At 62.7% G+C, this 26,349-nt stretch carries 23 protein-coding genes; 21 read left to right on the top strand and 2 right to left on the bottom strand.

Translation table 11 applies throughout. The features are described from left to right. The first annotated feature begins 164 nt into the window (after positions 1 to 164). Both acs and VF285_RS04205 read left to right on the top strand, forming a co-directional pair. Positions 165 to 2,213, top strand: a complete 2,049-nt coding sequence (acs, locus tag VF285_RS04210) for an acetate--CoA ligase (RefSeq protein WP_346951375.1) — start codon at positions 165 to 167, stop codon at positions 2,211 to 2,213. 58 nt (positions 2,214 to 2,271) lie between these two features. Next, the gene (locus VF285_RS04205) at positions 2,272 to 2,469 is read left to right on the top strand and encodes a hypothetical protein (protein WP_346951374.1); all 198 of its coding nucleotides are present in this window, start codon (positions 2,272 to 2,274) and stop codon (positions 2,467 to 2,469) included. A 35-nt stretch (positions 2,470 to 2,504) separates the two neighbouring features. Here VF285_RS04205 and VF285_RS04200 read toward each other — a convergent pair whose 3' ends face one another. Then, positions 2,505 to 4,151: an electron transfer flavoprotein-ubiquinone oxidoreductase gene (locus tag VF285_RS04200; protein WP_346951373.1), complete on the bottom strand. Its 1,647-nt coding sequence runs from the start codon at positions 4,149 to 4,151 to the stop codon at positions 2,505 to 2,507. Between the two features lie 160 nt (positions 4,152 to 4,311). On the opposite strand from VF285_RS04200, the gene VF285_RS04195 reads away from it, so the two are divergent. From VF285_RS04195 to ispD, 9 genes are all read left to right on the top strand, one after another. Then, positions 4,312 to 4,749, top strand: a complete 438-nt coding sequence (locus tag VF285_RS04195; protein WP_346951372.1) for a thioesterase family protein — start codon at positions 4,312 to 4,314, stop codon at positions 4,747 to 4,749. 81 nt (positions 4,750 to 4,830) lie between these two features. Further along, a complete protein-coding gene (locus VF285_RS04190) occupies positions 4,831 to 5,529 on the top strand; it encodes a CoA transferase subunit A (RefSeq protein WP_346951371.1) in 699 nt (232 codons plus the stop codon). Between the two features lie 11 nt (positions 5,530 to 5,540). Next, positions 5,541 to 6,194 carry a CoA transferase subunit B gene (locus VF285_RS04185; protein WP_346951370.1) on the top strand — a complete coding sequence of 218 codons (654 nt, stop codon included), beginning with the start codon at positions 5,541 to 5,543 and terminating at the stop codon, positions 6,192 to 6,194. Between the two features lie 39 nt (positions 6,195 to 6,233). Continuing rightward, a complete protein-coding gene (locus VF285_RS04180) occupies positions 6,234 to 8,024 on the top strand; it encodes an aminopeptidase P family protein (protein ID WP_414648061.1) in 1,791 nt (596 codons plus the stop codon). 45 nt (positions 8,025 to 8,069) lie between these two features. Beyond that, positions 8,070 to 9,722: a CTP synthase gene (locus VF285_RS04175; protein ID WP_346951368.1), complete on the top strand. Its 1,653-nt coding sequence runs from the start codon at positions 8,070 to 8,072 to the stop codon at positions 9,720 to 9,722. 45 nt (positions 9,723 to 9,767) lie between these two features. Then, a complete protein-coding gene (gene kdsA / locus VF285_RS04170) occupies positions 9,768 to 10,619 on the top strand; it encodes a 3-deoxy-8-phosphooctulonate synthase (protein ID WP_346951367.1) in 852 nt (283 codons plus the stop codon). 92 nt (positions 10,620 to 10,711) lie between these two features. Next, a complete protein-coding gene (gene eno / locus VF285_RS04165) occupies positions 10,712 to 12,001 on the top strand; it encodes a phosphopyruvate hydratase (protein WP_346951366.1) in 1,290 nt (429 codons plus the stop codon). Between the two features lie 85 nt (positions 12,002 to 12,086). After that, positions 12,087 to 12,374, top strand: coding sequence for a cell division protein FtsB (gene ftsB / locus VF285_RS04160; protein WP_346951365.1), 288 nt, complete (start codon positions 12,087 to 12,089; stop codon positions 12,372 to 12,374). A gap of 16 nt (positions 12,375 to 12,390) precedes the next feature. After that, positions 12,391 to 13,104: a 2-C-methyl-D-erythritol 4-phosphate cytidylyltransferase gene (gene ispD, locus VF285_RS04155; RefSeq protein WP_346951364.1), complete on the top strand. Its 714-nt coding sequence runs from the start codon at positions 12,391 to 12,393 to the stop codon at positions 13,102 to 13,104. Here ispD and VF285_RS04150 read toward each other — a convergent pair. After that, on the bottom strand, positions 13,092 to 13,655 hold the full coding sequence (locus tag VF285_RS04150) for a Smr/MutS family protein (protein ID WP_346951363.1): 564 nt from the start codon (positions 13,653 to 13,655) through the stop codon (positions 13,092 to 13,094). The genes ispD and VF285_RS04150 overlap by 13 nt on opposite strands. Before the next feature lie 58 nt (positions 13,656 to 13,713). Between VF285_RS04150 and surE the strand changes: the two genes are divergently transcribed. From surE to VF285_RS04100, 10 genes are all read left to right on the top strand, one after another. Further along, positions 13,714 to 14,460, top strand: a complete 747-nt coding sequence (gene surE, locus VF285_RS04145) for a 5'/3'-nucleotidase SurE (RefSeq protein WP_346951362.1) — start codon at positions 13,714 to 13,716, stop codon at positions 14,458 to 14,460. 2 nt (positions 14,461 to 14,462) lie between these two features. Continuing rightward, positions 14,463 to 15,128, top strand: a complete 666-nt coding sequence (locus VF285_RS04140) for a protein-L-isoaspartate(D-aspartate) O-methyltransferase (protein ID WP_346951361.1) — start codon at positions 14,463 to 14,465, stop codon at positions 15,126 to 15,128. 45 nt (positions 15,129 to 15,173) lie between these two features. After that, positions 15,174 to 15,770: a DedA family protein gene (locus tag VF285_RS04135; protein WP_346951360.1), complete on the top strand. Its 597-nt coding sequence runs from the start codon at positions 15,174 to 15,176 to the stop codon at positions 15,768 to 15,770. Beyond that, complete coding sequence (locus tag VF285_RS04130; RefSeq protein WP_346951359.1) at positions 15,767 to 16,615, top strand: peptidoglycan DD-metalloendopeptidase family protein; 849 nt, start codon at positions 15,767 to 15,769, stop codon at positions 16,613 to 16,615. The genes VF285_RS04135 and VF285_RS04130 overlap by 4 nt, the downstream gene beginning before the upstream one ends. Positions 16,616 to 16,695: 80 nt before the next feature. Continuing rightward, entirely contained in the window at positions 16,696 to 18,006 is a 1,311-nt protein-coding gene (gene alaC / locus VF285_RS04125) for an alanine transaminase (RefSeq protein WP_414648059.1), read from the top strand. Next, a complete protein-coding gene (locus VF285_RS04120; RefSeq protein WP_346951357.1) occupies positions 18,003 to 19,313 on the top strand; it encodes a homoserine dehydrogenase in 1,311 nt (436 codons plus the stop codon). Before alaC ends, VF285_RS04120 begins: the two co-directional genes overlap by 4 nt. Continuing rightward, positions 19,306 to 20,448, top strand: a complete 1,143-nt coding sequence (thrC, locus tag VF285_RS04115) for a threonine synthase (RefSeq protein ID WP_414648058.1) — start codon at positions 19,306 to 19,308, stop codon at positions 20,446 to 20,448. Before VF285_RS04120 ends, thrC begins: the two co-directional genes overlap by 8 nt. Positions 20,449 to 20,467: 19 nt before the next feature. After that, complete coding sequence (gene recJ, locus VF285_RS04110; RefSeq protein WP_414648060.1) at positions 20,468 to 22,162, top strand: single-stranded-DNA-specific exonuclease RecJ; 1,695 nt, start codon at positions 20,468 to 20,470, stop codon at positions 22,160 to 22,162. Positions 22,163 to 22,560: 398 nt separating this feature from the next. Next, positions 22,561 to 23,358, top strand: coding sequence for a TenA family transcriptional regulator (locus tag VF285_RS04105; RefSeq protein ID WP_346951355.1), 798 nt, complete (start codon positions 22,561 to 22,563; stop codon positions 23,356 to 23,358). A gap of 199 nt (positions 23,359 to 23,557) precedes the next feature. Beyond that, positions 23,558 to 26,349 (top strand): putative bifunctional diguanylate cyclase/phosphodiesterase (locus VF285_RS04100; protein WP_346951354.1); only part of this gene is annotated, 2,792 nt, incomplete at its 3' end.

The following is a 26,349-nucleotide window of genomic DNA, read 5'->3' as shown; positions in this document are numbered from 1 at the left end:
CGCGGCCCTTCTCTTTCATGACAAGGGCCTCGAGCGTTTGGGCGCCGGCCTCCCTGGAAATGGCTATCATGGGAGAGCGGGGTGAGTGAGGGGCTCATGCAGCCCGGCATCAAAACCCTGAATTCCATTCACATCCAGTTTGGAGCACAAGAGGGAATAGAGACATGACAGATACCAAGGTTCGTGAGGACGCAGGCGCTGCCAACGAGGCGCAGATTGCCGTGTATTGGCAAGAAGAGCAGTATTTTCAGCCGCCGCAGTCCTTCATCGATCAAGCCAACGTGCGTGATCCGGACATCCGCAAGCGATTTGGCGAAGAAAATTTCCCCGAATGCTATCGGGAATACGGCGACATGCTCAGCTGGTACCATCCATACGGTCAAGTGCTGGACACCAGCAATCCGCCGTTCTGGAAGTGGTTCGTGGGCGGCAAGATCAACGCGTGCTACAACTGCGTCGACCGACACTTGGTCAAATACCGCAACAAGGCCGCCTTCATTTTCGTGAGCGAAGTCGAAGACGAACCTCCGATCGCAATGACCTACCAAGAGCTGTACGTGCGCGTCAACGAAATGGCCGCATTGCTCAAGGACTACTGCGGCCTGAAGGCGGGCGATCGCGTCACGCTGCACCTGCCCATGACACTCGATCTGCCCATCACCATGCTGGCGTGCGCGCGGTTGGGCATCATCCATTCGCAGGTGTTTGGCGGGTTCTCCGGCAAGTCTGCCGGCCAGCGTATCCAGGATTCCGGCAGCCGCTATCTGATTACCTGTGATGCCTATTGGCGTTCCGGGCATCTCATCGACCATAAAGAAAAAGCCGACATTGCGGTTCAGGAAGCAGCTGATCTGGGGCAGAAGGTCGACAAAGTCCTGGTGTGGCAGCGCTACCCGGGCAAGTACAGCGCGGCAACGCCCATGGTCGAAGGCCGCGACGTGTTCGTCAACGACGTCCTCAGGCAATACCGCGGTCAGCGGGTCGAGCCGGCCGTCATGGATGCCGACGCGCCGCTCTTCCTGATGTATTCCAGTGGCACGACGGGCAAGCCCAAGGGCTGCCAGCACCGTACGGCAGGCTATCTGGCCTACGTCACGGGCACGTCCAAGTACGTGCAGGACATCCACCCGGAAGACACCTATTGGTGCATGGCCGACATCGGCTGGATCACTGGGCACTCGTATATCGTGTACGGGCCGCTGGCGCTGGCGGCCACCAGCGTGGTGTACGAAGGCGTCCCTACGTATCCGGATATCGAACGGCCGTGGCGCATTGCCGATCAGTTGGGGGTGAACATCTTCCACACCTCGCCGACCGCCGTGCGTGCCTTGCGTCGTTCAGGGCCGGACGTCCCCATCAAGGGACCGCAGCATTTCAAGCACATGACGACCGTGGGCGAGCCTATCGAGCCGAATGCCTGGCGTTGGTACTATGACCAGATCGGCAAGGGCCAGGCCGTCATCTGTGACACCTGGTGGCAGACGGAAAACGGTGGCTTCCTGTGCAGCACGCTGCCTGCGCTGGACGCCATGAAACCAGGCAGTGCAGGGCCGGCACTACCTGGCATCTATCCGGTGATTTACGACGATGATGGCAAGGAACTGCCTCGGGGTTCGAACCGTGCGGGCAACATGTGCATCCGCAACCCCTGGCCGGGCATCATCCAGACGATCTGGGGTGACGACAAGCGTTTCGTAAAGACGTACTACGAGCGTTACTGCAAGAACCCCAAGAGCACCGATTGGCGTGATTGGCCCTATATGTCGGGCGACGGCGCCATGGAGGCAGAAGACGGCTACTTCCGTATCCTGGGGCGCATCGACGACGTGATCAATGTGTCGGGCCACAGACTGGGCACCAAAGAAATCGAATCCGCCTGCCTCACCGTGCCCGATGTGGCCGAAGCGGCCGTGGTGGCCGTCAACGACGAGATCAAGGGCAAGGTGCCCGAGGTCTACGTGTCGCTGGCTGTCGGTTCCAAAGCCAGTTCGGATGCCATCGTCAAGGCCGTGAATCAGGCCTGCGAGGATATCATCGGCAAGATCGCCAAACCCAGTCGTGTCCATGTGGTGCCGGACATGCCCAAGACCCGGTCGGGCAAGATCATGCGCCGGGTGCTGGCATCGATTTCAAACGGCCGCGACGTGGGGGATGTGACCACGCTGGCCAACGCCGCCGTGGTGGAAGAGATCCGCAAGCAGGTGCAAGGCTGATCAGGTAAAGGCCGGGCACCCGTGCCCGGCGGTGGATTCATTGTTGTGGAGTGTCAAGATGACTGAGGTCGTCAAAACCGAGGAAACCGAGCTTCTGGCCGTCGCGCAGGCCGTGCGCGAGGCCTGCATCCAGGCTGCACTGGACGGCCACGAACAGGCGGGGTTGAGCGGCCTGTGCGCCGAAGGCCGCTGGGAGCTGGCTATCGACTACGTCCGCTCGCTGGACCTGAAGAAGGTGCTCAAGACCTTGCCCTGAGCGCAACAATGGGGTTCAGAGAACCCCATTGTTGCCTACATCCCGTTGTACACCGGCCCTTCGCCGCCTTGTGGCGTGACCCACACGATGTTCTGTGTGGGGTCTTTGATGTCGCAGGTCTTGCAGTGGACGCAGTTCTGCGCATTGATCTGCAGTCGGTCTTCGCCTGAATCAGTTTTTACGTATTCGTACACGCCTGCCGGGCAAAAGCGCGCTTCGGGCCCGGCGTATTTTGCAAGGTTCACCGACACAGGGACCGCGGCATCCTTGAGGGTCAGGTGCACCGGTTCGTTTTCGTCGTGATGGGTGTTCGAAATGAACACGGAGCTCAACTTGTCGAAGGTGAGCTTGCCGTCGGGCTTAGGGTACTGGATGCGTTTGCAGGCCGAAGCTGGCTGCAGGCAGGCGTGGTCGGGTTTGTGGTGGTGCAGCGTCCAGGGCATCTTGCCTTTGAGCAGCCACTGTTCCACGCCCGTCATGAGCGTGCCGATCGTGCGCCCCTTCTTGAACCACTGCTTGAAGTTGCGCGATTTGTTCAGTTCGGCGTGCAGCCACGAACCTTCGAAGGCTGCCGGGTAGGCAGTGAGTTCGTCGTGACTGCGCCCGGCCACCAGTGCGTCGAAAGCGGCTTCTGCCGCCAGGGCCCCGGTCTTGATGGCCGAGTGGCTGCCCTTGATGCGCGAGGCGTTGAGCACCCCTGCCTCGCAGCCCACGAGCACGCCCCCTGGAAAACACATCTTGGGCAGGGATAGCAGCCCCCCTGCCGTCAGCGAGCGAGCGCCGTAGGCAAGGCGTTTGCCCCCCTCGAAGGTGCTGCGAATGGCAGGGTGGGTCTTGTAGCGCTGAAATTCTTCGAACGGAGACAGCCACGGGTTGGCGTAATCCAGGCCCACGACCAGGCCGACCGCCACCAGGTTTTCACCCAGGTGGTACAGAAACGAGCCGCCGTACGTGTCGGCATCCAGCGGCCAGCCGGCGGTGTGTGTCACCAGGCCGGGGTGCGCCTGGGCAGGGTTGACCTCCCAGAGTTCCTTGACGCCGATGGCGTAGCTTTGCGGATCACGGCCCGCGTCCAGGCGGAACTTTTCAATGAGGGCGCGCCCCAGGTGACCCCGTGAACCTTCCGCAAAAATGGTATAGCGCCCGAGGAGTTCCATGCCCGGCTGGTAAGCGTCCGTGTGGCTGCCGTCGCGGGCAACTCCCATGTCGCCCGTGAGTACGCCTCGCACGGCACCGGCCTCGTCAAAGAGCACTTCAGCCGCTGCGAACCCCGGAAAGACGTCGACGCCCAGGGCCTCGGCCTGCTCGCCCAGCCAGCGCGTCACGTGACCCAGGCGCACCACGTAGTTGCCGTGGTTCTTGAAGCAGTCGGGCAGCAGCCATGCCGGGGTTTGACGTGAGCTCGTTTCGGTCAGGAATAGAAAGCGGTCGTCGCTCACGGGGATCGTGAGCGGGGCACCGCGTTCCTTCCAGTCGGGGATGAGTTCGGTGAGCGCGCGCGGGTCCATGACACAGCCCGACAGAATATGTGCGCCGATTTCAGAGGCCTTTTCCAGCACGCAAACGCTCAGATCCTGCCCACGCTCGGCACAGAGTTGTTTGAGGCGAATGGCCGCCGACAGCCCGGCTGGGCCTCCACCGACGACGACGACGTCGTATTCCATGGATTCGCGTTCAGTCATGGGCAGAGGGCTCCGGGGGGTGAAAGTAGGGGGTGAGCAGCCGGCGAACGCGCTGGATCAAGCGTGTGGTTCGCTTCTGGCGTGACGGCCCATTGTAGGGCAGAACATCGTTTTGCCTTGTTTCTTATACTGAAATGGTCGGTTCACAGAAGGCACATTTATGGATGGTGATGCTCAGACTTTCGAAGTTCCTGAGGGAGTCTTTCAGGTTCGGCAAGAGGTTCGCTGGGGTGATCTGGATGCATTGCATCACGTCAACAACACGGTGTATTTCCGTTATTTCGAAGAAGCTCGGGTCCAGTTGTTCACGGCCCTGGACGGGACCGCCTTTGCGCGCCGTCCGGTCGTCCTGGCGCAGGCATCATGTGATTTTCTCATACCGCTGTTGTATCCTGCCAGTATTGTCGTGGGCCTGAAATTGGTTCGTGTCGGGCGCAGCAGCCTCGAGCTTGAGTGCTGGATTGCTGATCCTGCTGACGTCACCAAGGTCTATGCCCGTGGGCGCAGTGTACTGGTCTGTATCGACGAGCACACTCACCGTTCCGTGGCATGGCCTCCAGAGCAGCTTCAGGTTTTGCAGCGCTGCTTTTCTGCATGACAGGGGCCTGCCCTGCAGCCGTTCCGGCTGCGGCGCTGGTTGCCAGGATTCTGGGTTGATTTGTCTTGAAGGAAACGTCGTATGGATAAAGTCTTTAAATCTGCGGCCGACGCCTTGCGTGGTGTCGTGGCCGACGGCCAGATGATTGCCGTGGGCGGGTTTGGCCTGTGTGGCATCCCGGAGGCGCTGATTGCTGCGCTGCGAGATTCAGGAGTGCACAACCTGACCTGCATCAGCAACAATGCCGGGGTCGATGATTTTGGCCTGGGCAAGCTGCTGGGCACGCGCCAGATCAAGAAAATGATCGCCTCTTATGTCGGCGAAAACAAAGAGTTCGAGCGCCAATTTCTGGCTGGTGAACTCGAACTCGAATTTACACCGCAAGGCACTCTGGCCGAAAAACTGCGTGCTGGCGGAGCCGGCATCCCGGCATTCTTCACGGCAACCGGCGTGGGGACCGTCGTGGCCGAAGGTAAAGAATCCCGTGAATTCGACGGGCGCACGTACCTGATGGAACGCTCGCTGGTCCCCGACGTGTCTCTGGTCAAGGCCTGGAAGGCCGATCACAGCGGCAATCTGGTGTTTCGCCGCACCGCCCGCAATTTCAACCCCAACGTCGCCATGGCAGGTCGCATCACGATCGCCGAGGTCGAAGCAGTCGTGCCGACGGGGGCGTTCGATCCCGATGAAATCCATCTGCCGGGTATTTTCGTGCACCGCGTGGTCTTGAATGCGCACCCCGAAAAGCGCATCGAACAACGTACGATCCGTAACGCATAAGGAGCACCACGATGGCATGGACTCGTGAACAAATGGCCGAGCGTGCGGCCAAAGAATTGAAAGACGGCTTTTACGTCAACCTGGGCATCGGTTTGCCCACCATGGTGGCCAACTATGTGCCCAAGGGCATCGAAGTCTGGCTGCAATCCGAGAACGGCTTGCTGGGCATTGGCCCGTTCCCGACAGAAAAAGAAATCGATGCGGACCTGATCAACGCCGGCAAGCAGACGGTGACGACGCTGCCGGGCTCGTCCATTTTTGCGTCGGCAGACTCGTTCGCCATGATTCGGGGCGGCAAGATCAATATTGCCATTCTGGGCGCCATGCAGGTGTCCGAAAAAGGCGACCTCGCCAACTGGATGATTCCGGGCAAGAAGGTCAAGGGCATGGGCGGTGCCATGGACCTGGTGGCCGGGGTGGGCAAGGTGGTGGTGCTCATGGAACACGTGGCCCGCGCAAAAGATGGCACTGAAAGCCTGAAACTGCTCCCCGACTGCACTCTGCCCCTGACGGGGGTGGGCGTGGTGGATCTGGTGATCACCGACCTGGGGGTCATGGAAGTCGCTAAGGACCATCTGAAGCTGCTGGAACTGGCTCCGGGCGTCACGGTCGACGAGATCAAGTCCAAGACCACCGCCAAGCTGGACGTTTCGGCACTGGCCTGATCCCTGTCAGAACTTTCGAAGGAAGCATACATGACATCCCTGGCAACGGCGGCAGAGCGTGTTGCGGCTTTGCGCGCCCAATTGAGCCAGGCGGGCCTCGCGGCCTGCTGGGTACCGACGGCAGATCCTCATTTGTCGGAGTACCTTCCCGAACACTGGATGGCGCGGGTCTGGCTCACAGGGTTCGATGGCTCTGCCGGGGGGGCTCTGATCACGGCGGATTTTGCTGGCCTGTGGACTGACAGCCGTTACTGGGTGCAGGCCGAGCACCAATTGCAGGGGTCAGGCGTCACGTTGATGCGCGCGGGAGCTCCCGATGTTCCCGACGTGCTCGCCTGGATGAGATCTCATCTGCCCGCCGGTTCGCGGGTTGCAGTCGACGGCCGGGTCCTGGATTGTGCGACGGCTCATCGCTGGCACGTGGCGTTTCCGGGGGCACGGCTCGAACTGGTGCTGGATCGAGATCCGGTCGGAGCAATCTGGTCTGATCGCCCCGCATTGCCGGCGGCGCCCGTGTTCGAACACCTGCCGCCTCATGCATGCCGCACCCGTGCCGGTAATCTGGCGGCGGTGCGCGATGCCATGCGCTTGCATGGGGCCACTTTGCACTTGCTGTCTTCCCTGGACGACATCGCCTGGCTGCTGAACTTGCGGGGCTCCGACGTCAATCACAACCCGGTCTTTCTTTCGCATGCCCTGGTGGGATTCGACCAGGTCCGGCTCTACGTGGCAGCAGGCAAGGTGGCTGCTCCGCTGGAAGCCAGGCTGGCACTCGATGGCGTGGTGCTGCGCGACTATTCTGCGTTGGCGGACGACCTGGCGGCGCTGTCCGCAGATACCGTCTTGCTGGTGGACCCGGCTCGCGTCACGGCCGGCACGCTGGCGCACGCCAGCCACGCACGCCTGGTCGAGGCCATGAACCCCTCGCAGTTGCTCAAATCGATCAAGACCACGGCCGAGGCACAGAATATCCGTGAGGCGATGGCCCAGGACGGCGCTGCGCTGTGCGAATTCTTTGCCTGGTTCGAAGAGGCCATGGAGGCGGGGCAATCCGTGTCCGAACTGGATGTGGATACCCATATTACGGCGGCGCGGGCGCGTCGTCCGGGGTTCGTCAGCACCAGCTTTGCCACCATTGCGGCGTTCAATGCGAATGGCGCGATGCCGCACTATCAGGCCACCCCAAAGTCCTTTGCGCAGATTCACGGCGATGGCCTGCTGCTCATCGACTCTGGCGGACAGTATCTGGGGGGCACCACCGATATTACGCGGGTCGTGCCGGTCGGGGAACCTTCAGAGGCGCAGAAGACCGATTTCACCACCGTGCTGCGGGGTCACATCGATCTTGCCATGGCCCGGTTTCCGGTGGGCACGCCGTCCTCGGTGCTGGATACCTTGGCGCGCATGCCCTTGTGGCAGCGAGGCCTGGATTACGGCCATGGCACAGGCCACGGGGTCGGGTATTTTCTTAATGTTCACGAAGGCCCGCAGTCGATTTCCGTGCGCGGCCACGCCCGTCCGCACCAGGAAATGCTGGCCGGCATGCTCACGTCCAATGAGCCCGGCCTGTATCGACCCGGGCAGTGGGGTATCCGCATCGAAAGTCTGGTGCTTGCCGTCCCTGATGGCCATACCGAATTCGATGACTTTCTGGCCTTCGAAACCGTGACGCTGTGTCCAATCGACACGCGTTGCATCGTGCGCGAACAACTGACGCCCGGGCAGCTTGAATGGCTCAACGGGTACCACGCTCGCGTCCGCGCTGGCTTGTTGCCTCTGGTCACAGGGACCGCACAGCGCTGGCTGATGGCGCGGACCGAACCGTTATAATCCAAATTTCCTGCTTTGCCCGGTGCTCCCGGGCGCTCATCCGACATGACCAAGTACGTAATCGTCACAGGGGGGGTAGTGTCCTCCCTGGGCAAGGGCATTGCTGCGGCGTCGCTCGCTGCAATTCTGGAATCCCGCGGGCTGCGGGTCACCATGCTGAAGCTCGATCCCTACATCAATGTAGACCCGGGCACCATGAGTCCCTTTCAGCATGGCGAGGTCTTCGTCACCGAGGACGGTGCCGAGACGGATCTGGACTTGGGCCACTACGAGCGCTTCGTGTCGACCAAGATGCACAAGGTCAATAACTTCACGACTGGGCAGATCTATGAATCGGTCCTGCGCAAAGAGCGGCGGGGCGATTATCTGGGCAAGACCGTTCAGGTCATTCCGCACATCACCAACGAAATCCAGGATTTCATCGCGCGTGGCGCCAAGGCGGCCTGGAATGGCCAGGCCGACATCGCCATGGTCGAGATCGGCGGCACGGTGGGCGACATTGAATCCTTGCCGTTCCTCGAAGCCGTACGCCAGATGAGCCTGCGGCTGGGCCGCAACCAGTGCGCGTTCGTGCACCTCACGCTGGTGCCCTACATTGCCTCGGCGGGCGAACTCAAGACCAAGCCCACGCAACACTCGGTCCAGAAACTGCGCGAGATCGGCATTTATCCCAATGCGCTGTTGTGCCGCGCCGACCGTCCGGTCCCTGACGAAGAGCGCGCCAAGATTTCGTTGTTTTCGAATGTCCCGCTCGATGCTGTGATCTCGGTGTCGGATGCCGACAGCATTTACAAGATTCCGGCCATGCTGCATGCGCAGGGGCTGGACAACATCGTGTGCGATGCGCTGGCCATCACGCCGCCTCCGGCGGACCTCACCGTCTGGGATCGCCTGGTCCACGACCTTGAACACCCGCGGGCCACCGTGACCGTTGGCATGGTGGGCAAGTACGTGGATCTCACCGAGTCGTACAAGTCGCTGTCAGAAGCCTTGATCCACGCGGGTATCCATACGCATTCCCACGTCAACATCCAGTATATTGATTCTGAAGACATCGAGAAGAACGGCACGGCGGGCCTTGCCGGGTTGGACGCCATCCTGGTGCCGGGCGGCTTCGGCAAGCGCGGCACCGAGGGCAAGATCAAGGCCATCCAGTACGCGCGCGAAAACGGCATTCCCTATCTGGGTATCTGCCTGGGCATGCAGCTTGCGGTGGTCGAGTTCGCCCGGCACGTGGCTGGACTGGGCGGAGCCAACAGCACGGAATTCGACCCATCTGCGGCGCATCCCGTGGTGGCACTCATCACCGAATGGCAGGATCGCGAAGGCAGGGTCGAGCGCCGCGATGATTCCTCCGATCTGGGCGGCACCATGCGCAAGGGGGCCCAGCGTTGTCCCGTCAAGCCTGGGACCCGTGCGCATGACATCTATGGCGACGAAGTCAACGAACGCCATCGTCACCGCTACGAAGTCAACAACGTCTACGTCAACCGCCTGGAACAGGCCGGCATGGTGATCAGTGCGCGCACGCCCACCGAGAACCTGCCCGAGATCATGGAAATCCCGAGCCATCCGTGGTTCATGGGGGTCCAGTTCCACCCCGAGTTCACCTCGACGCCGCGTGACGGTCATCCCCTGTTCACGAGCTTTGTGCAGGCTGCACTGGCACGGCAGCAGCGACAAGCGGCCGCCTCCTGAAGGTGCGTGGCCGCGATCAATGAGCCCATGAGGCAGGAGTCCAGCATGCAACTCTGTAATTTTCAGGTGGGGCTGGACCAGCCTCTGTTCGTGATCGCGGGGCCCTGCGTCATCGAGTCGCGCGAGCTGGCGTTCGAGACGGCCGGACTGCTGCACGAAATGACGCAGTCGCTCGGGATTCCCTTCATCTACAAGAGCTCGTTCGACAAAGCCAATCGCAGTTCCGAGACGTCTTTTCGGGGCCCTGGCATGGATCAGGGGCTCGCTATTCTCGAAGACGTGCGCAAGACCTTTGGCGTGCCCGTGCTGACTGACGTGCACGAAGCCGGGCAGGCGCGCGAGGTGGCGGCAGTGGTCGATGTGCTGCAGACGCCTGCGTTTCTGTGCCGCCAGACGGACTTCATTCATGCCTGCGCGGCGACGCTCAAGCCCGTGAACATCAAGAAGGGTCAGTTCCTGGCCCCTGAAGACATGATTCAGGTGGTGGCCAAGGCGCGCGCGGCCGCCATTGCTGCAGGCGGGGATGGCCAGAACATTCTTGTGTGCGAGCGCGGCGCTTCGTTTGGTTACCATAACCTGGTGTCGGACATGCGCTCGCTGGCTATCTTGCGCGATACCCTCTGCCCTGTAGTGTTCGATGCCACCCACTCGGTGCAATTGCCCGGCGGGCAGGGCACACGGTCAGGCGGGCAGCGCGAATTCGTGCCGGTGCTGGCGCGTGCCGCCGTGGCGGTGGGGGTGGCCGGGGTGTTCATGGAAACCCACCCGGACCCGGACAAGGCGCTGTCGGATGGTCCCAATGCCGTGCCGCTTGCGCAGATGCGGGCACTCCTCGAAAGCCTTTCGGCCATCGATCATTGTGTCAAGGGCAGTGGCGTCCTCGATCGCTCCCTCTGAAACCCGGGCGCTTCAGCTGTTAGACTGAGAAAACTCCATCGGTACAATACTGGGGTTTCGTTCCCCACCACCACAGGCAGGACTGTCAGACCATGAGTGCAATCGTAGACATCATCGGGCGTGAGATTCTGGATTCACGCGGCAACCCCACCGTGGAGTGCGACGTGCTCCTGGAATCAGGTGCCATGGGCCGTGCAGCTGTGCCGTCCGGAGCCTCGACAGGTTCGCGCGAGGCCATCGAGCTGCGGGATGGCGACAAATCGCGCTACCAGGGCAAAGGCGTCCTGAAGGCGGTGGAACACGTCAATACCGAAATCTCCGAGGCGCTCATGGGGCTGGATGCCCAGGAGCAGGCTTTCATCGATCGTACGCTGATCGACCTCGACGGCACCGAAGACAAGAGCCGGTTGGGGGCCAATGCCATCCTGGCGGCCAGCATGGCGATGGCCCGTGCGGCGGCCGACGATGCGGGTTTGTCGCTCTATCGCTACTTTGGAGGCAGCGGCCCCATGCAGATGCCGGTGCCCATGATGAACGTCATCAATGGTGGCGCGCATGCCAACAACACGCTGGACCTGCAGGAATTCATGATCCTGCCGGTGGGCGCCAGCAGTTTCCGCGAAGCCCTGCGCATGGGCGCTGAAATTTTCCATACGCTCAAGAAGATCATTGGCAAGGCCGGCATGTCCACCGCCGTGGGCGACGAAGGCGGGTTTGCCCCCAACGTGGCCAACCACGAGGCCGCCATCGAGCTCATCCTGAAGGCGATTGCCGAGGCGGGCTACGAGGCAGGCACGCAGGTGCTGCTGGGGCTGGATTGCGCCAGCTCCGAGTTCTACCGCGATGGTCAGTATCATCTGGCGGGTGAGGGCGGCATTTCGCTCAATTCGCGTGACTTTGCCAACTTGCTGGCATCGTGGTGCGACAAATATCCGATCGTCTCGATCGAAGACGGCATGGCTGAGGGCGATTGGGATGGCTGGAAGCTGCTCACCGAAGAATTGGGGCGCAAGGTGCAACTGGTGGGCGACGACCTGTTCGTCACCAACACCAAGATCCTGAAAAAAGGCATCGACCAGGGAATTGCCAATTCCATCCTCATCAAGGTCAACCAGATCGGTACGCTGACCGAGACCTTCGCCGCCATCGAAATGGCCAAGCGCGCGGGTTATACCGCCATTATTTCCCACCGCTCGGGTGAAACCGAAGACTCGACCATCGCCGACATCGCCGTCGGCACCGCCGCCACCCAGATCAAGACCGGGTCCCTGTGCCGTTCCGATCGCATCGCCAAGTACAACCAGCTGCTGCGGATCGAACGCATGCTCGGTGCGCAAGCGCGTTATCCCGGCATCACGGCGTTCCCGGTGGAACTGGATTGATATTCGATCCCTTCATCTTGTCGTTCTGGTGCGGTCTGGAGCACTATGCGCCTACAGCATTGTCGGGGGCGCCACGGATCAATCGATGTTGAGTCAACGCAGATTGCTGGTCATTGCCTTGATCGGGTTGCTGGCGGCGCTGCAGTATCGTCTCTGGTTGGGTGATGGTGGGATGTTGCCTCGCCACCGCCTGCAGGTTGCCGTCGACCAGGCCACCCGCCAGGACGATGCGCTCGGCAAGCGGAATTCGGCGCTGCAGGCCGAGGTTGATGATCTCGGCAAGGGTGGCCAGGCCATCGAGGCTCGTGCACGGAGCGAGTTGGGTATGATCCGCAATGGCGAAACCTTCTACCTCGTCGTCCAGCGCAATTAACCACTAGCGCTTCGGCGTGACCAAATCTCCTCGTTATTGGGCGGTACTGCCCTCTGCCGGCGAAGGGAGCCGCATGAGGCTGGGCCGTCCCAAGCAGTATCTGCCTCTGGCGGGCCTGTCCATGCTGGAATGGAGCGTGACGCCATTCCTGCAAGCTGAATGGATCGATGGCGTGGTGCTGGTACTGCCGCGCGGCGATACCGAGTTCGCCCGGCTGCCGATTGCCCGCCACCCCAAGATCGTGCCGCTGACCGGCGGCACCGCGCGCATGGATTCGGTACTGATCGGCCTGACCGCAGTCGCCGAACTGAGCGCCGGGTTGGGCGCCCCGGTACAGGTTCTGATCCACGATGCAGCCCGTCCCTGCGTCACGGTCGACGACATTGAACGTTTGTGCGACGAGGCTGATGATGAGCACGGTGGTTTGCTGGCCATGCCGTTGAACGAAATACTCAAACGCGAAAACCGCGAACGCGCGACAGCAACGCTGGACAGCACCGCACTGTGGCGCGCACAAAGTCCGCAGATCTTCCGTCTTGACCTGCTGCGCGCTGCGCTGCAAAAGTGCAACGGCCGGGGGGACAAGTTTGTCGATGAGGCTGCGGTGATGGAGGCGGCCGGCTATCGACCGCGCTTGATCAAGGGCCGCGAGAGCAACGTGAAAGTGACCTATCCGGAGGATGTTCCGCTGGCCGAGTTCTGGCTGTCGCGCGCTGCCTACCTGCGTTGATTGGTACCGCCGCCCTGGGTGCGCAGCAGCACGTAGGCGGCACCGGTACCGCCATCGTGCGGGCGAGCGGCGCAGAACGCCAGCACATCCTTCCGGCGACGTAGCCAGCCGTCCAGCAGGCTGCGGATGACCGGCCCGGTATTGGGCGAACCCAGGCCCTTGCCGTGAATGATGCGGACACAGCGCAGGTCGCGGTTTTGGCAATCGGCCAGGAATCCGGCGACTGCGTGATAGGCCCGGTCGCGGTTGTAACCATGCAGGTCGAGTTCCGCGCCGATGCGATAACCGCCGCGACGCAACCGCCGCCAGACCGAATCCTGGATGCCGTCGCCGCGGTAGGCGAGAGCGTCAACGCTGTCGACCGGATCGGGCTCGAACGGGCCGCGCCACAGTTCGTCAAGCACCGCCTGTTCATCGGCTTCGAGACTGCGCGGGCGGGTAGTTGGTCTGGCCGTCTGCGTTGAAACGCGGCTGGTTGGTGGATGCCGCCGCACTTCCGCCATTGCCGCGCGGAAAATCTCCAGTTCTTCAGGTGGCAGCGGCTGCTTCATGCGCGCATGATAGCGCGCATGCCGTTAAACTTTGCGCTTGCAGGAAACCCATTCCCCGATGCGCATACTCCTTTCCAACGATGACGGCTGCATGGCCCCCGGCCTGCGCTGCCTGGCTGATTGCCTACGCGACAAACACGCGCTGTCGATCGTGGCTCCCGATCGTAACCGCAGCGGCGCGTCCAACTCGCTGACGTTGCTCAGCCCCCTGCGTGTACAGCGTCACGCCGACGGGACCTGGTGCGTTGACGGTACGCCGACCGATTGCGTCCACCTGGCGCTGACCGGCTTGCTCGAAGAGACGCCTGACATGGTCGTTTCCGGCATCAACGCAGGCACCAACCTGGGCGATGACACGCTCTACTCGGGCACCGTGGCGGCCGCGATGGAGGGGCGCCATCTGGGCTATTCAGCGATTGCCGTTTCCAACGTCAGTTATGCGCCCGAGCACTACCCGACTGCCGCGCGCGTGACGCTGGAACTGGTAGAAAGGCTGCAGCAGGCACCTTTGCCGGGCGATACCATCCTCAACGTCAATGTGCCGGACCTGCCCTACGCGCAGCTGCAGGGCTTCGAGGTGACCCGACTCGGCAACCGGCACATGGCCGAAGCCGCACAACCGACGCACGACCCCCGTGGCCGGCCGATCTGGTGGATAGGCGGCACCGGGAGCGAGCAGGATTGCGGCCCGGGGACCGATTTCTACGCTGTGCAACAAAGGCGCGTCTCAATTACGCCGTTGCTGGTCGATCTCACCCGGCATGCCGTGATCGACAACCTGAAAACCTGGGCGCGGGGTTTGTGAGCATGTCGACACCGATGCCGAAGCAGGAACTGGGGTCGGCACTGCCGGCCGCGCGCGCACGCCTGGTGCGCGAACTGCGCGCCCAGCGTATTGACGATGGGCGTGTGTTGGCCGCAATTGGCAAACTGCCGCGGCACGAATTTGTCGAAGACGCATGGCATACGGAAGCCTACAAGAACAAGCCACTGCCGATCGGCTTGTCGCAGACCATCTCGCAGCCGTACATCGTGGCGTTGATGACGCAGTTGCTGTTGCAGGGCGGTATCCGCAAGAAAGTACTGGAAGTCGGTACCGGTTCCGGTTACCAGAGCGCGGTGCTGGCCGAAGTGTTCGCAGCGGTTTTCTCGGTGGAACGGATCAAGCCGTTGGCGGAGCAGGCACGAGCGCGGCTGCGTCGGCTGGGCTACCGCAATATCCATTGCGGCTATGCCGATGGCGGGGAAGGCTGGGCGGCCCATGCGCCCTACGATGGCATCATCGTCACCGCGGCGGCGGCGGAGGTACCGCGCGCACTGCTCAAGCAGCTCGCGCGTGGTGGGCGCATGGTCATTCCGGTGGGGCCGCCAGGCCACCAGCAGCTGCGCGTGATCGATCGCACTCCACATGGTCTGGAGGCGCAGGATGTCTCGGCCGTCAGTTTCGTACCCCTGCTACCGGGCAAGGTTTGATGATTTCCGCCGTGGTCAGTCGCCTCAATATTGGCGGGGGTTAGGGTGTTTGGAGAATTCCAGGTCTGGCTGAACCACCTCTACGGCACCCTGGGTTATGGTGAAATTTTCCTGTTGATGACACTGGAATCGTGCCTGTTTCCGGTGCCGGCCGAGTTGGTGATGATCCCAGCCGGCTACCTGGCCAGCGCGGGCCGGCTCGATCCGACACTGGCCGTGGCCGCGGGTGCGGGCGGATCACTGCTGGGCGCTTCCATCAACTATGTGCTGGGTCGCACCCTGGGTCGTGCATTCCTGCTGCGTTATGGCCGCTTTCTGTTGATCGATCCGCCTCACTACCATCAGGCGGAGCGGCTGTTCCTGCGTAATGCATCGCTGGCGACTTTTGTCGGCCGCCTGCTGCCGGTGATTCGTCATTTGATTTCCCTGCCTGCCGGCGTGTTCGGCATGAACAAGGCGCATTTCGTGCTCTGGACCGTGGCTGGCGCGGCGTTGTTGTGCGCCATCGAGCTGGCCCTGGGCTACTATCTCGGACCACCCGCAGTGAAGATGATGCGCGGCTACAGTCACGAGGTCGGCATTGTCGTCATCCTGCTGGTGGCGGGCTGGCTGGTCTGGTTCCTGCGGCGGCGGCGCGCATGACGGCGGGCGATCATCGCCGCCGTGGCTTGCGCCGGTACCGGCAGCGGTCGTTGCGGGTCATTGCCCAGTTTTGCCTGATCATCCTCCTGGGCGGCTGCACCAGCATGTTGAGCTGGAATGGCAGCGGGTACCACGGTTACCGTCATCATCGTGTCGCTGCGTCGGGTGGCAGCGGCTATACCGTGGTCCAGAAAGGCGACACGCTGTATTCCATTGCCTTCCGCAACAACCTTGATTATCACGACCTCGCAGCCTGGAATGGCATCGGCAGCAACTACACCATCTATCCTGGCCAGCGCCTGCGTTTGCATGCGCCACGGCAAGCAAGCCGCGGCAGCAGTGCCCCAGCGACATCGGGGGCGACAATACGAACTGCACCGGTTGTGGCGGCCTCGCGCCCGTCACCGATGATTCTCGCGCCTGCGCCGACGACGCCCGTTGACACGATCCCGCCGCCTGGCAGCCAGGCCTTCAGCGACACCCACTGGCAGTGGCCGGTGGATGGCCAGGTGGTGCAGCAGTTCGATCCGGATCAGGGTTCAAAAGGCATCAATATCGCCGGTCGCCTGGGCCAGACCGTCGTCGCTGCCGCACCCGGCAAGGTGGTGTACAGCGGGGGGGCCCTGAAGGGTTATGGTGAACTGATCATCATCAAGCACGACGAGCGCTACCTGTCGGCCTACGGCTACAACCAGAAGTTGTTGGTGCAGGAAGGGCAATGGGTGCGTGCCGGGCAGCCCATCGCGGAAATGGGCGAGGGGCCGGAACACCATGACGAACTGCATTTCGAGATCCGTGACCGCGGCCGGCCGGTTGATCCGTTGTCGCTACTGCCGCGGCGCTGATCTGTTGCGCCAGCCCGGTCTCGGGCATGGCGCAAGCGCGCGCAGCATGATGTAATAACAGGTTGACGCGCTCGTTACCGATGACAGATGCCCATGCATCGGCCGACGCCGCTCCTGCTCCGCTTCAAGGTGAAATCGTGAACAGTCCCGTGCCGGCCACGCCGAAGGCCAGTTTCCCGCGCATCCAGCGTTTGCCGCCTTATGTCTTCAACATTGTCGGTGACCTGAAAAAGGCTGCACGCGCCCGCGGCGAGGACATCATCGATTTCGGCATGGGCAATCCCGACCAGCCCACGCCGAAACACATCGTCGACAAGTTGGTGGAAGTGGCGGTGCGCGGCACCGATTCCGACTACATCAAGCCCGAGCATCGTGTCGATGGCGCCGTGCACACGCACCGCTATTCGGTCAGCAAGGGCATTCCGCGTATGCGTCGCGCGATGGCGAGCTGGTATCGCACGCGCTACAAGGTCGAACTGGACCCGGATACCGAGGTCATCGCCACCATCGGCTCCAAGGAAGGCCTGGCGCATCTGGCTTTTGCCACGCTGGCTCCGGGCGACACCGTGCTGGTGCCCAACCCGGCCTATCCGATCCACCCGTTCGGGACGGTATTGGCGGGGGCGGATGTGCGCCACGTGCGCATTGGGCCAGAAGTGGATTTCTTCGAGGAGCTTGCGAAAGGCATCAAGGAGACGATGCCCGCGCCGAAGATGCTGATCCTCAACTTTCCGGCCAATCCGACCACCCAGTGCGTCGACCTCGCGTTCTTCGAAAAAGTGGTGGCGATCTGCCGCGAGTATGGCATCTGGCTGGTGCATGACCTGGCCTACGCCGACATCGTGTTTGACGGCTACCAAGCCCCCAGCGTATTGCAGGTGCCGGGCGCCAAGGACATCGCAGTGGAGTTTTTCACCCTGTCCAAGAGCTACAACATGCCGGGCTGGCGGGTCGGGTTCATGAGCGGCAATCCAACCCTGGTTGGCGCGCTGACACGGATCAAGAGTTATCTCGACTACGGCATGTTCACGCCGATCCAGGTCGCCGCGATCGCCGCGCTGGAGGGGCCGCAGGCGTGCGTGGCCGAGATCTGCGAGATGTACCGCAAACGTCGCGACGTGCTCTGCGACGGCCTCAACAAGGCCGGTTGGCCGGTAGAGAAGCCGCAGGCAACGATGTTCGTCTGGGCGAAAATCCCCGAGCCGTTCCGCGCGCTGGGCTCGCTGGAGTTCTCCAAGCGCCTGTTGGAAGACGCCAAGGTGGCGGTATCCCCCGGCGTGGGTTTCGGCGACTACGGCGACGATCATGTGCGCTTCTCGCTGATCGAGAATGAGCACCGCACGCGCCAGGCGTTGCGCTCGATCAAGAAGCTGTTGCAGGGGGCTGCGTGAGCCTGGACAGCAAGTCCGCGCCGCTGCGTATCGGCATCGCCGGCCTCGGCACGGTCGGGCAGGGGGTGCTGCGCGTGCTGGCGCGCAATGCGGAATGGATCGAACGACGCTGTGGCCGGAGGTTGGTGGTCACCCACGCCTGCGTGCGTGACCGCTCGAAAAAACGTGACTGCGATCTGGCGGGCGTGGTCTTGCTGGACGATCCGCTGCAACTGGCGCAGGCCGACGTTGACGTTGTCATCGAACTCATCGGCGGGCTCGATACCGCGCAGGCGCTGGTATTGGAGGCGCTACAGGCCGGCAAGGCCGTAGTCAGCGCCAACAAGGCGCTGCTGGCGGAGCGTGGTCAAACGGTGTTCGCCGCGGCCGAAGCGACTGGCTGCGCCCTCGGCTTCGAAGCTGCCGTGGGTGGCGGCATCCCGGTGATCCAGGCACTGCGCGAAGGCTTGGCCAGCAATCGCATCAACACGGTTGCCGGGATCATCAACGGAACCAGCAATTACATCCTCACCGAGATGGATCACAAGGGCATGGCGTTTGACGAGGCGTTGGCGGATGCCCAGCGCCTGGGCTATGCCGAAGCCGATCCCAGCTTCGACGTCGATGGCATCGACGCCGCCCACAAGCTGGCGATCCTCGCCGCGATCGCCTTCGGCATGCCGCCGGCGTTCACGTCGGTCCATACCGAGGGGCTGGATACGGTACAGGCACAGGACGTGCGGTTGGCGCAGGAGCTGGGTTACCGCATCAAACCATTGGCCATCGCCAAGTGCAGCGAAGCTGGCGTCGAACTGCGCGTGCACCCGACGCTGATCCCGGCCAGTCACTTGCTGGCTTCGGTGGATGGCTCGCTGAATGCCTTCCGCATTCATGGCGATGCCGCCGGCCAGACCGTGCTGATTGGTGCCGGCGCCGGCGCCGAACCGACCGCATCGGCCGTGATCGGTGATTTGATCGAGATCGCCCGTGCGCGTACGCCCAGCCTGCCGCTGGGGCAGGCAGCCGCGCAGCTGCGTCCACGCAGGATTGTGCCGCTGGGTGAAGTCGAGAGCGCCTATTACCTACGCCTGCGGGTCAAGGACACGCCCGGCGTGTTGCGCGCCATCACCTCGATCGTGGCCGACCTCGATATCAGCATCGAAGCGATCCTGCAGAAGGAACCGCGCGATCACGCCGACGCCACCCTCGCCATCATCACTTCCATCACGACCGAATCGCACTGCGACCAAGCGCTGGCGCGGATGATGGAACTGTCGTTCATGCAGCCCGATGCAACGCGGCTGCGCGTGGAGTATTTCAATGACTGAGTTGAAAGCGGGACCCGGCCATTACACCGGCCTGATCGATACCTATCGCAGCCGGTTGCCGCTGGCTGCAGAAGCCGCCGGCATCAGCCTGGGCGAGGGCCGCACACCGCTGATCCGCTTGCAGAACATCCCCGGTGACATCAGGTTCGGCGGCGAGATCTATGTCAAGTACGAAGGTCTCAATCCCACCGGTTCGTTCAAGGATCGTGGCATGACCGTGGCCGTGACCCAGGCCGTGCATGCCGGCAGCCGCGCCATCATCTGCGCCTCCACCGGCAATACCTCGGCGTCGGCCGCGGCCTACGCCGCACGCGCCGGCATCACCGCGTTCGTGTTGATCCCCGACGGCCACGTGGCCCAGGGCAAGCTGGCGCAGGCCATTGCCTACGGCGCCACCGTGGTGCAGATAAAAGGCAATTTCGACGACGCCATGCAGCTGGTCAAGGAACTGGCGGAGTCCTCGCCGGTGACGGTGGTCAATTCGATCAATCCCTACCGTCTGCAAGGCCAGAAAACCGCGGCCTTCGAGATCGTCGAAGCCCTCGGTCGTCCGCCTGATTTCCATTGCCTGCCGGTCGGCAACGCGGGCAACATCACCGCGCACTGGATCGGCTATTCAGAATCAGCGGGACAAACCACCGAAGCCTGCCTGTACTGCGCCGGCAACTGCGGATTCCTCCAATCCACGGACGCTGGCAAACGACCACGCATGGTGGGTTATCAGGCCGCGGGCAGCGCGCCATTCATGCGTGGCGGCCCGGTTGACGAGCCGGAAACGGTAGCGACCGCCATCCGCATCGGCCATCCACAGAGCTGGTCGCCCGCCTGGACCGTGCAGAAGGAATCCCGTGGCTGGTTCGACGAATTGAGCGACGAGGAGATTCTCGCGGCGCAGTCCCGCCTGGCCAGCCGCGAAGGCGTGTTCTGCGAGCCCGCATCGGCCGCGTCCATTGCCGGAGCGATGCGCGACATCCAGCGCGGCAAGATCCCCGACGGCAGCACGGTCGTCTGCACGTTGACCGGCAATGGCCTGAAGGATCCGGACGTCATTCTGCGTGGCGGCATGCCGAGGATGACCCGGATCGAGGCCGAACGCAGCGCCGTCGAGCGTCTGCTGACCCAGCACCTTGGTTGAGGCGCACCAGACCCCGCAGATCCGTCGTCGTCCCCGGGTTGATGCAGCGGCGCTGCCGGCCGGGCTCCATCCCGTGTTGCGGCGCGTTTATGCCGGCCGTGGCATTGCCAGCGCCGAGAGCCTGTCGCTGGAACTGAACACGCTGTTGCCACCGGGTCTGCTCGGCATCGAGCGCGCGGCGAGTCTGTTGGCCGATGCCATCATCGACGGCAAGCGTATCGTCGTTGCCGGCGACTATGACGCCGACGGTGCGACCGGCACGGCACTGGCCGTGTTGGGTCTGCGAGCCTTGGGCGCCGCTGCGGTCGATTACGTCGTGCCCAATCGCTTCACCATGGGGTATGGCTTGTCGCCGGCGCTGGCGGCGGCAGCGGTCGCACGCGGTGCCGATGTGTTGATCACGGTCGATAATGGCATCGCCAGCGTCAGCGGAGTCGCGGCCGCCAGGGCGGCGGGCTTGACGGTGATCGTTACCGACCACCATCTGGCGCCGCCGGAATTGCCGGCTGCGGATGCCATCGTCAATCCCAACCAGCCCGGATGCGCTTTCCCCAGCAAGAACCTGGCAGGCGTCGGCGTGATGTTCTACACCCTCGGGGCCGTGCGCGCAGTCTTGCGGGAGCGCGGTGGATGCAACGCCCGGGACGAACCCAATCTCGCCGGATTCCTGGATCTCGTCGCCCTGGGCACGGTGGCCGACCTGGTGCGCCTGGACCATAACAACCGCGTGCTGGTCGCACAGGGTCTGGCCCGTATCCGCGCCGGTCGTTGCCGCCCCGGCCTGCTGGCGCTGCTGGAAGCGGCGGGCTGCAACCGTGAACGCCTGAGTGCGCAGGATCTCGGTTTTGTCCTGGGTCCGCGGCTCAACGCGGCCGGACGGCTCGACGATATGCGCATCGGCATCGAATGCTTGTTGGCACCGGACCCGGAAACGGCGCGGCCGTTGGCGGCACAGCTCGACGAGCTCAACCGCAGCCGCCGACAGATCGAGCAACAGATGCGCGATGAAGCGCTGGCGGCACTGCCCGAGACGGGGGATGCCGTGGGCCTCTGCGTGTTCGACGATAGCTGGCACGAAGGCGTCGTGGGTCTGGTGGCTTCCCGCGTGCGCGAGCGCACCCATCGGCCGACGATTGCCTTTGCGCCCGCGGCCGACGCCGGGATGCTCAAAGGCTCCGGCCGCTCCATCCGTGGTTTGCACTTGCGCGACGTGCTGGCGGCGGTCGATGCCCATCATCCGGCCTTGATTGAACGCTTCGGCGGGCACGCCATGGCCGCGGGCCTGAGCCTGGCGCGCGACCACCTCGACGCATTCCGTAGCGCGTTTGATGAACACTGTCGCGCCGTGCTGAGTGCCGGGGACATGGAAGCAGTCGTGGAGACCGATGGCGAATTGGCCGCAGAAGAACTCCAACTGGAGACGGCGCAAGCGTTGGAGCAGGCCGGCCCCTGGGGACAAGGATTCCCCGAGCCGCTGTTTGAAGGTCGTTTTGCCGTGCTGTCGGCCCAGCCGGTGGGCGCCGACGGCCGCCACGTCCGTTATCGTTTGCGCCAGGCCTCGGGGCAACCCCTGGTGGCGATCCATTTTGATGGCGCGGGACAGGCCGTGGACGGCGGCGATATCAGCATCGTCTACCAGCTGCAGATCAACCGTTTCCGGCAGATGGAACGCCTGGAAATCCTCATCCGTCATCTTTCCCTGCCGGCTCGATAGAGTCGCGGCGTCGATGGCGGCATCGCTACGATGCATTCTCCGGTCCGGGCGTCGAGCGGTGGCGGGAAGCCAAACCTGACACAGCGTGTCAATCAGTGACCTTTGCTGGCAACTGCAGCCCTGCGCAGCTCACCCGGCGCGCACGCTGTCCCCCGCACTGTGTCCACCGTCCATTCCGCAGGCCGCGTATCACATTTTTCGTCGCGTTTACGGAGGAAACACGAAAGACTTGACGCCTATGCCCTTGTTGTAGGAAGATTTTACGAGTGTAACTCGTTGGCAGTTGTCTTCCGCACAACGGGTCACTGACGGGCAAACCTGTAAGCGCTGTAGGGGGCTTGCCCGATCCTCGCCATGATCGTAACGGTAAAACTCCAACTTCAAGCATAGGGGATCGGATGATGAATCTACATTTTGAACGTAGCGGCCCGTTGACCGAATTGAGTAGCTACCCACAGTGGGCGCAAGACATGGTTGATGCCTGTGACGCCGCAAAACGGGAAGTCGTGGACCACGACATCTGGCCGGCGATGTGCTCCCTCGCCATGACGCCCGAACAGACCAGCACCTTCATGGTCGGTCTCTGGCCCGTGATTGAGGGTTTCCCGGGCTACATGGCGCGTAGCCTGCTGAAAACCCGCTACGGGCGGAGCGCAGGCGATGACATGGCCCGCCGCTGGCTCGTCCGCAACATCCGCGTCGAGCAGAATCATGCAGAGTACTGGCTGCAATGGGCCGAGGGCGCCGGGGTGCCGCGGGAGGCCTTGTTACAGGGGCCGCTGCCCGCCGGAACCCAGGATCTCGCTGGCTGGTGTACCGATGTCAGTGCCAACGAAACACTCGAGGCAGGGATGGCGGCAACCAACTACGCGGTGGAAGGCGCTACCGGCGAGTGGGCCAGGCGCGTCTACGAAAGCGAACAATATGCGGCGAGCTTTCCCGAGGAATCGCGCAAGGCGAGTCTGCGGTGGTTGCAACTGCACGCGGCCTACGATGACGAGCACCCGTGGCAGGCGCTGGAAATCGTGTGTTCGCTGTTGGGCAAATCGCCCTCTGCGCTGGAAGTCGCGCACGTCAAGGAGTGTATCCGCCGTTCCTACGTCTGCATGGGGATGTTTGCCGACCGCTGCGTGCAGGATATGCATGCGACCCGCTACGAACCGCAGTATGCACCGCTGGCTGCGGCACGGGCCTGATACCGCAAGCAGCGTAACCCGCTGACAATCAACTGAGCGTGAACCCGGGCGCGGTTGAGTCATCACGACTCAACCGCGCCTTAGTTTGTTGGGTGTCTGATTCCGGCTGCGTCGGCCTGTGTGGCACTCGCCGGGATAATTGGCATGAATCCTGCCCTTTATCTATCTCGTAATACCCCCTGAGGCGGAGACGAACACCATGACTGACGAGGTCGGCACTAAGAAAACAGAGGCAACGCTCGAGTCGCCGTTCGAGCTGCGCGGTGCATTGTCCCGTCAGTTGAGGCCGCTGGCCTACGCGTTGGCAGCCATGCTGGGGATGATCCTGGTCATCACCTGGGGTGCACTGCGCGTCCAGGTCAATGTTGCAGGGTTCCTGAACGCCGAGAGCGTCTGGTCCAAGGCGCAAAAACAGGCCGTCATCGAACTCAATCACTATGCGCTGAGCGGCGCCGCCTCGGATTACGCGGGTTATGAGCGCAATGTTGCGGTGCTGGATGCCGACCGGTGGATCCGGGACGCGGTCAAGCGTCCCCATTACGATCGCAGCAAGGTGGAGGCAGCCTTCGACCGCGGCCATGTGATGCCATCGGCGCGTACCGCCATGATCTTCTCGATGCGGAATTTGACCCATGCGCCCTACATGGATCAGGCGTTGGCAGCATGGATAGCGACCGACAAGCCGCTCGATCAGCTCGCTGAAATCGCAACTGAACTCCATGCGGCGTATGCGTCAGGCCAGGTGACGCCGCAACTCGCCGCCAGTGCGAGGTCGCGCATCAACGCCCTCAACGCCTTGATCAGTCCGTACACTGACACGTTTTCACTCCAGATCGCCAGGGGGGCCGCCTGGGTTGCGCGCATCCTGTTCGGAAGCGTCTTGGGGGCTGCCCTGATCGCGGGTCTGCTCTGGTTGTGGATGGCGCGTCGTGCATTCGCGGATATCCGCGACAGCCAGGAGCGCTACCACACGCTGTTCGAGAGTGCGCCGGATGCAATGCTGATCCTCGAGGACGTCAATGACCACATTCTTGCCGCAAACGGCACCGCAAAAGCCTGGTGGGGCGACGATCCACAGCTCCTGGTGGGGAAGACTTACAGGCAGTGGAGCGAGCAATGCGTACTGCAGGAAGTGGCGCCGGGCGACTGTTTGTTGCTCCCCCGGGAGAGCCGCATACGACCGGTTGAGACGCAGACCAGCCGGGTGAAGTGGGGTCGGGAAGTGATCGTGCGCCAGGCGCTTGTGCGCGATGTATCCGATCGCGTGGAACACGAACGGACCAATCGTATCGCGGCGGAAGCGTTGGCGAGCATCAAGGAGGGGGTTTTGCTGATCGACGCGAACCAGCGTGTGATTTCAGCCAATGCGGCCGCCTGCTCCATCACCGGTTTCAACAGCCCGGATCTGGTGGGAGCGCCGTTCGGCGATTCGCGCACTTTCCCCGATGGCAGCCCGCTTTCCGCGACGATGTGGTCGGTGGCAGTCTCGCGGGGGCATTGGACCGGGGAAGTGCGGAACATCCGCCGTAACGGGATGGAGTACACCGAACGCCTCACGGTCACGACCATCCGTAATGCCGAACACGAAGTCATTTACTTCGTTGCCGTGTTCAGCGACATCACGGACGCCAAGAAAGCGCACGCGCGATTGGAGCATCTTGCGATCCACGACCCGTTGACGAAGCTCGTCAACCGCGCGGAGTTCCAGCGCCGCTGCGATGCGGCCATCACGCGGGCAGCGTATGAGCACCGCGCCGTCACGATATTGTTCGTCGATCTGGATGCCTTCAAGTTCGTCAACGACAGTTACAGCCATGCAATAGGCGACCAGTTGCTGAAACTGGTCAGCTCGCGCATCTGCAACCAACTGCGCGCCGATGACGTCGCCGGCCGTATCGGCGGCGACGAATTCACGATCCTGTTGCCGGACATGGCGACGCGGGAAGACGCCCAGCAGTTCACCGAGCGCCTGCTGTCGACACTGTCGGAACCGTTCCAGTTGGGTGAACATAAAATCGTGGTCAGCGCCAGCATCGGTATCGCGGGGTTCCCGCTGGATGGCGATAACGCCGAGACGCTCATCGCCCACGCCGATCTGGCGATGTACGTGGCCAAGAAAGAAGAACGCAACACCTGTCGGTTTTATACCCCGGCGATGCAGGCCGAGGCGCGGCAGCAGGTCAGCCTGGTCACGCGGCTGCGTCAAGCCATGCAGAACGGCGAATTCCGTATGGTCTATCAACCCATCGTTGGGACGAACGACCAGCGTATCGTGGGAGCCGAGGCGCTGTTGCGCTGGCATCACCCGGATCGCGGCGAGATCATGCCCGCGGAATTCATCCCCGTGGCCGAGCGCATCGGCCTGGCGCGCCATATCGACCAGTGGGTGCTGCAGACCGTGTGTGCACAGCTGCACGCATGGGAGCAAGCGGGAGCCCCGCACATTCGCATGGATGTCAACATATCGGCTGGCTGGTTTTCACACCCTGCCTTCGCCCAGAGCGTAAAAGACGCGCTGGATGCAAACCATGTCAGCCCTGATCGCCTGGTGCTGGAAATCACGGAAGGCACGATCCTGCTGCTCAATGAAGAGACAACGCATACCCTGCAGACCCTGGCGGAGATGGGCGTACGTGTCGCCATCGACGATTTCGGCACCGGCTATGCGTCGATGTCCTACTTGAAGTTGCCCGCGATCGCTTTCCTGAAAATGGATCGTTCCTTCATCTCGGGATTGCCGGGCGATGCCGACGATGCGGCCATCGCAAAAGCCATCCTGGCGATGGCCGAAACCCTGAAATTGACCACGATCGCGGAGGGCGTGGAGACCGATGCCCAGCATCGTTTCCTGCTGGAAGCACATTGCGCCGAAGCGCAGGGCTTCCTGTACTCTTACCCGTTGCCGCCGGCAGCATTCGAACATCGGCTGAAGTCGGAAACGGAGACGCCAATAGGACGCGCGCGGCTGAAGCTGGTGCCGTCGCAACCGCA

This window comes from Castellaniella sp., assembly GCF_036379515.1.
GTDB lineage: Bacteria > Pseudomonadota > Gammaproteobacteria > Burkholderiales > Burkholderiaceae_B > Castellaniella.
This window is presented reverse-complemented; position numbering and strand designations above follow the sequence as displayed.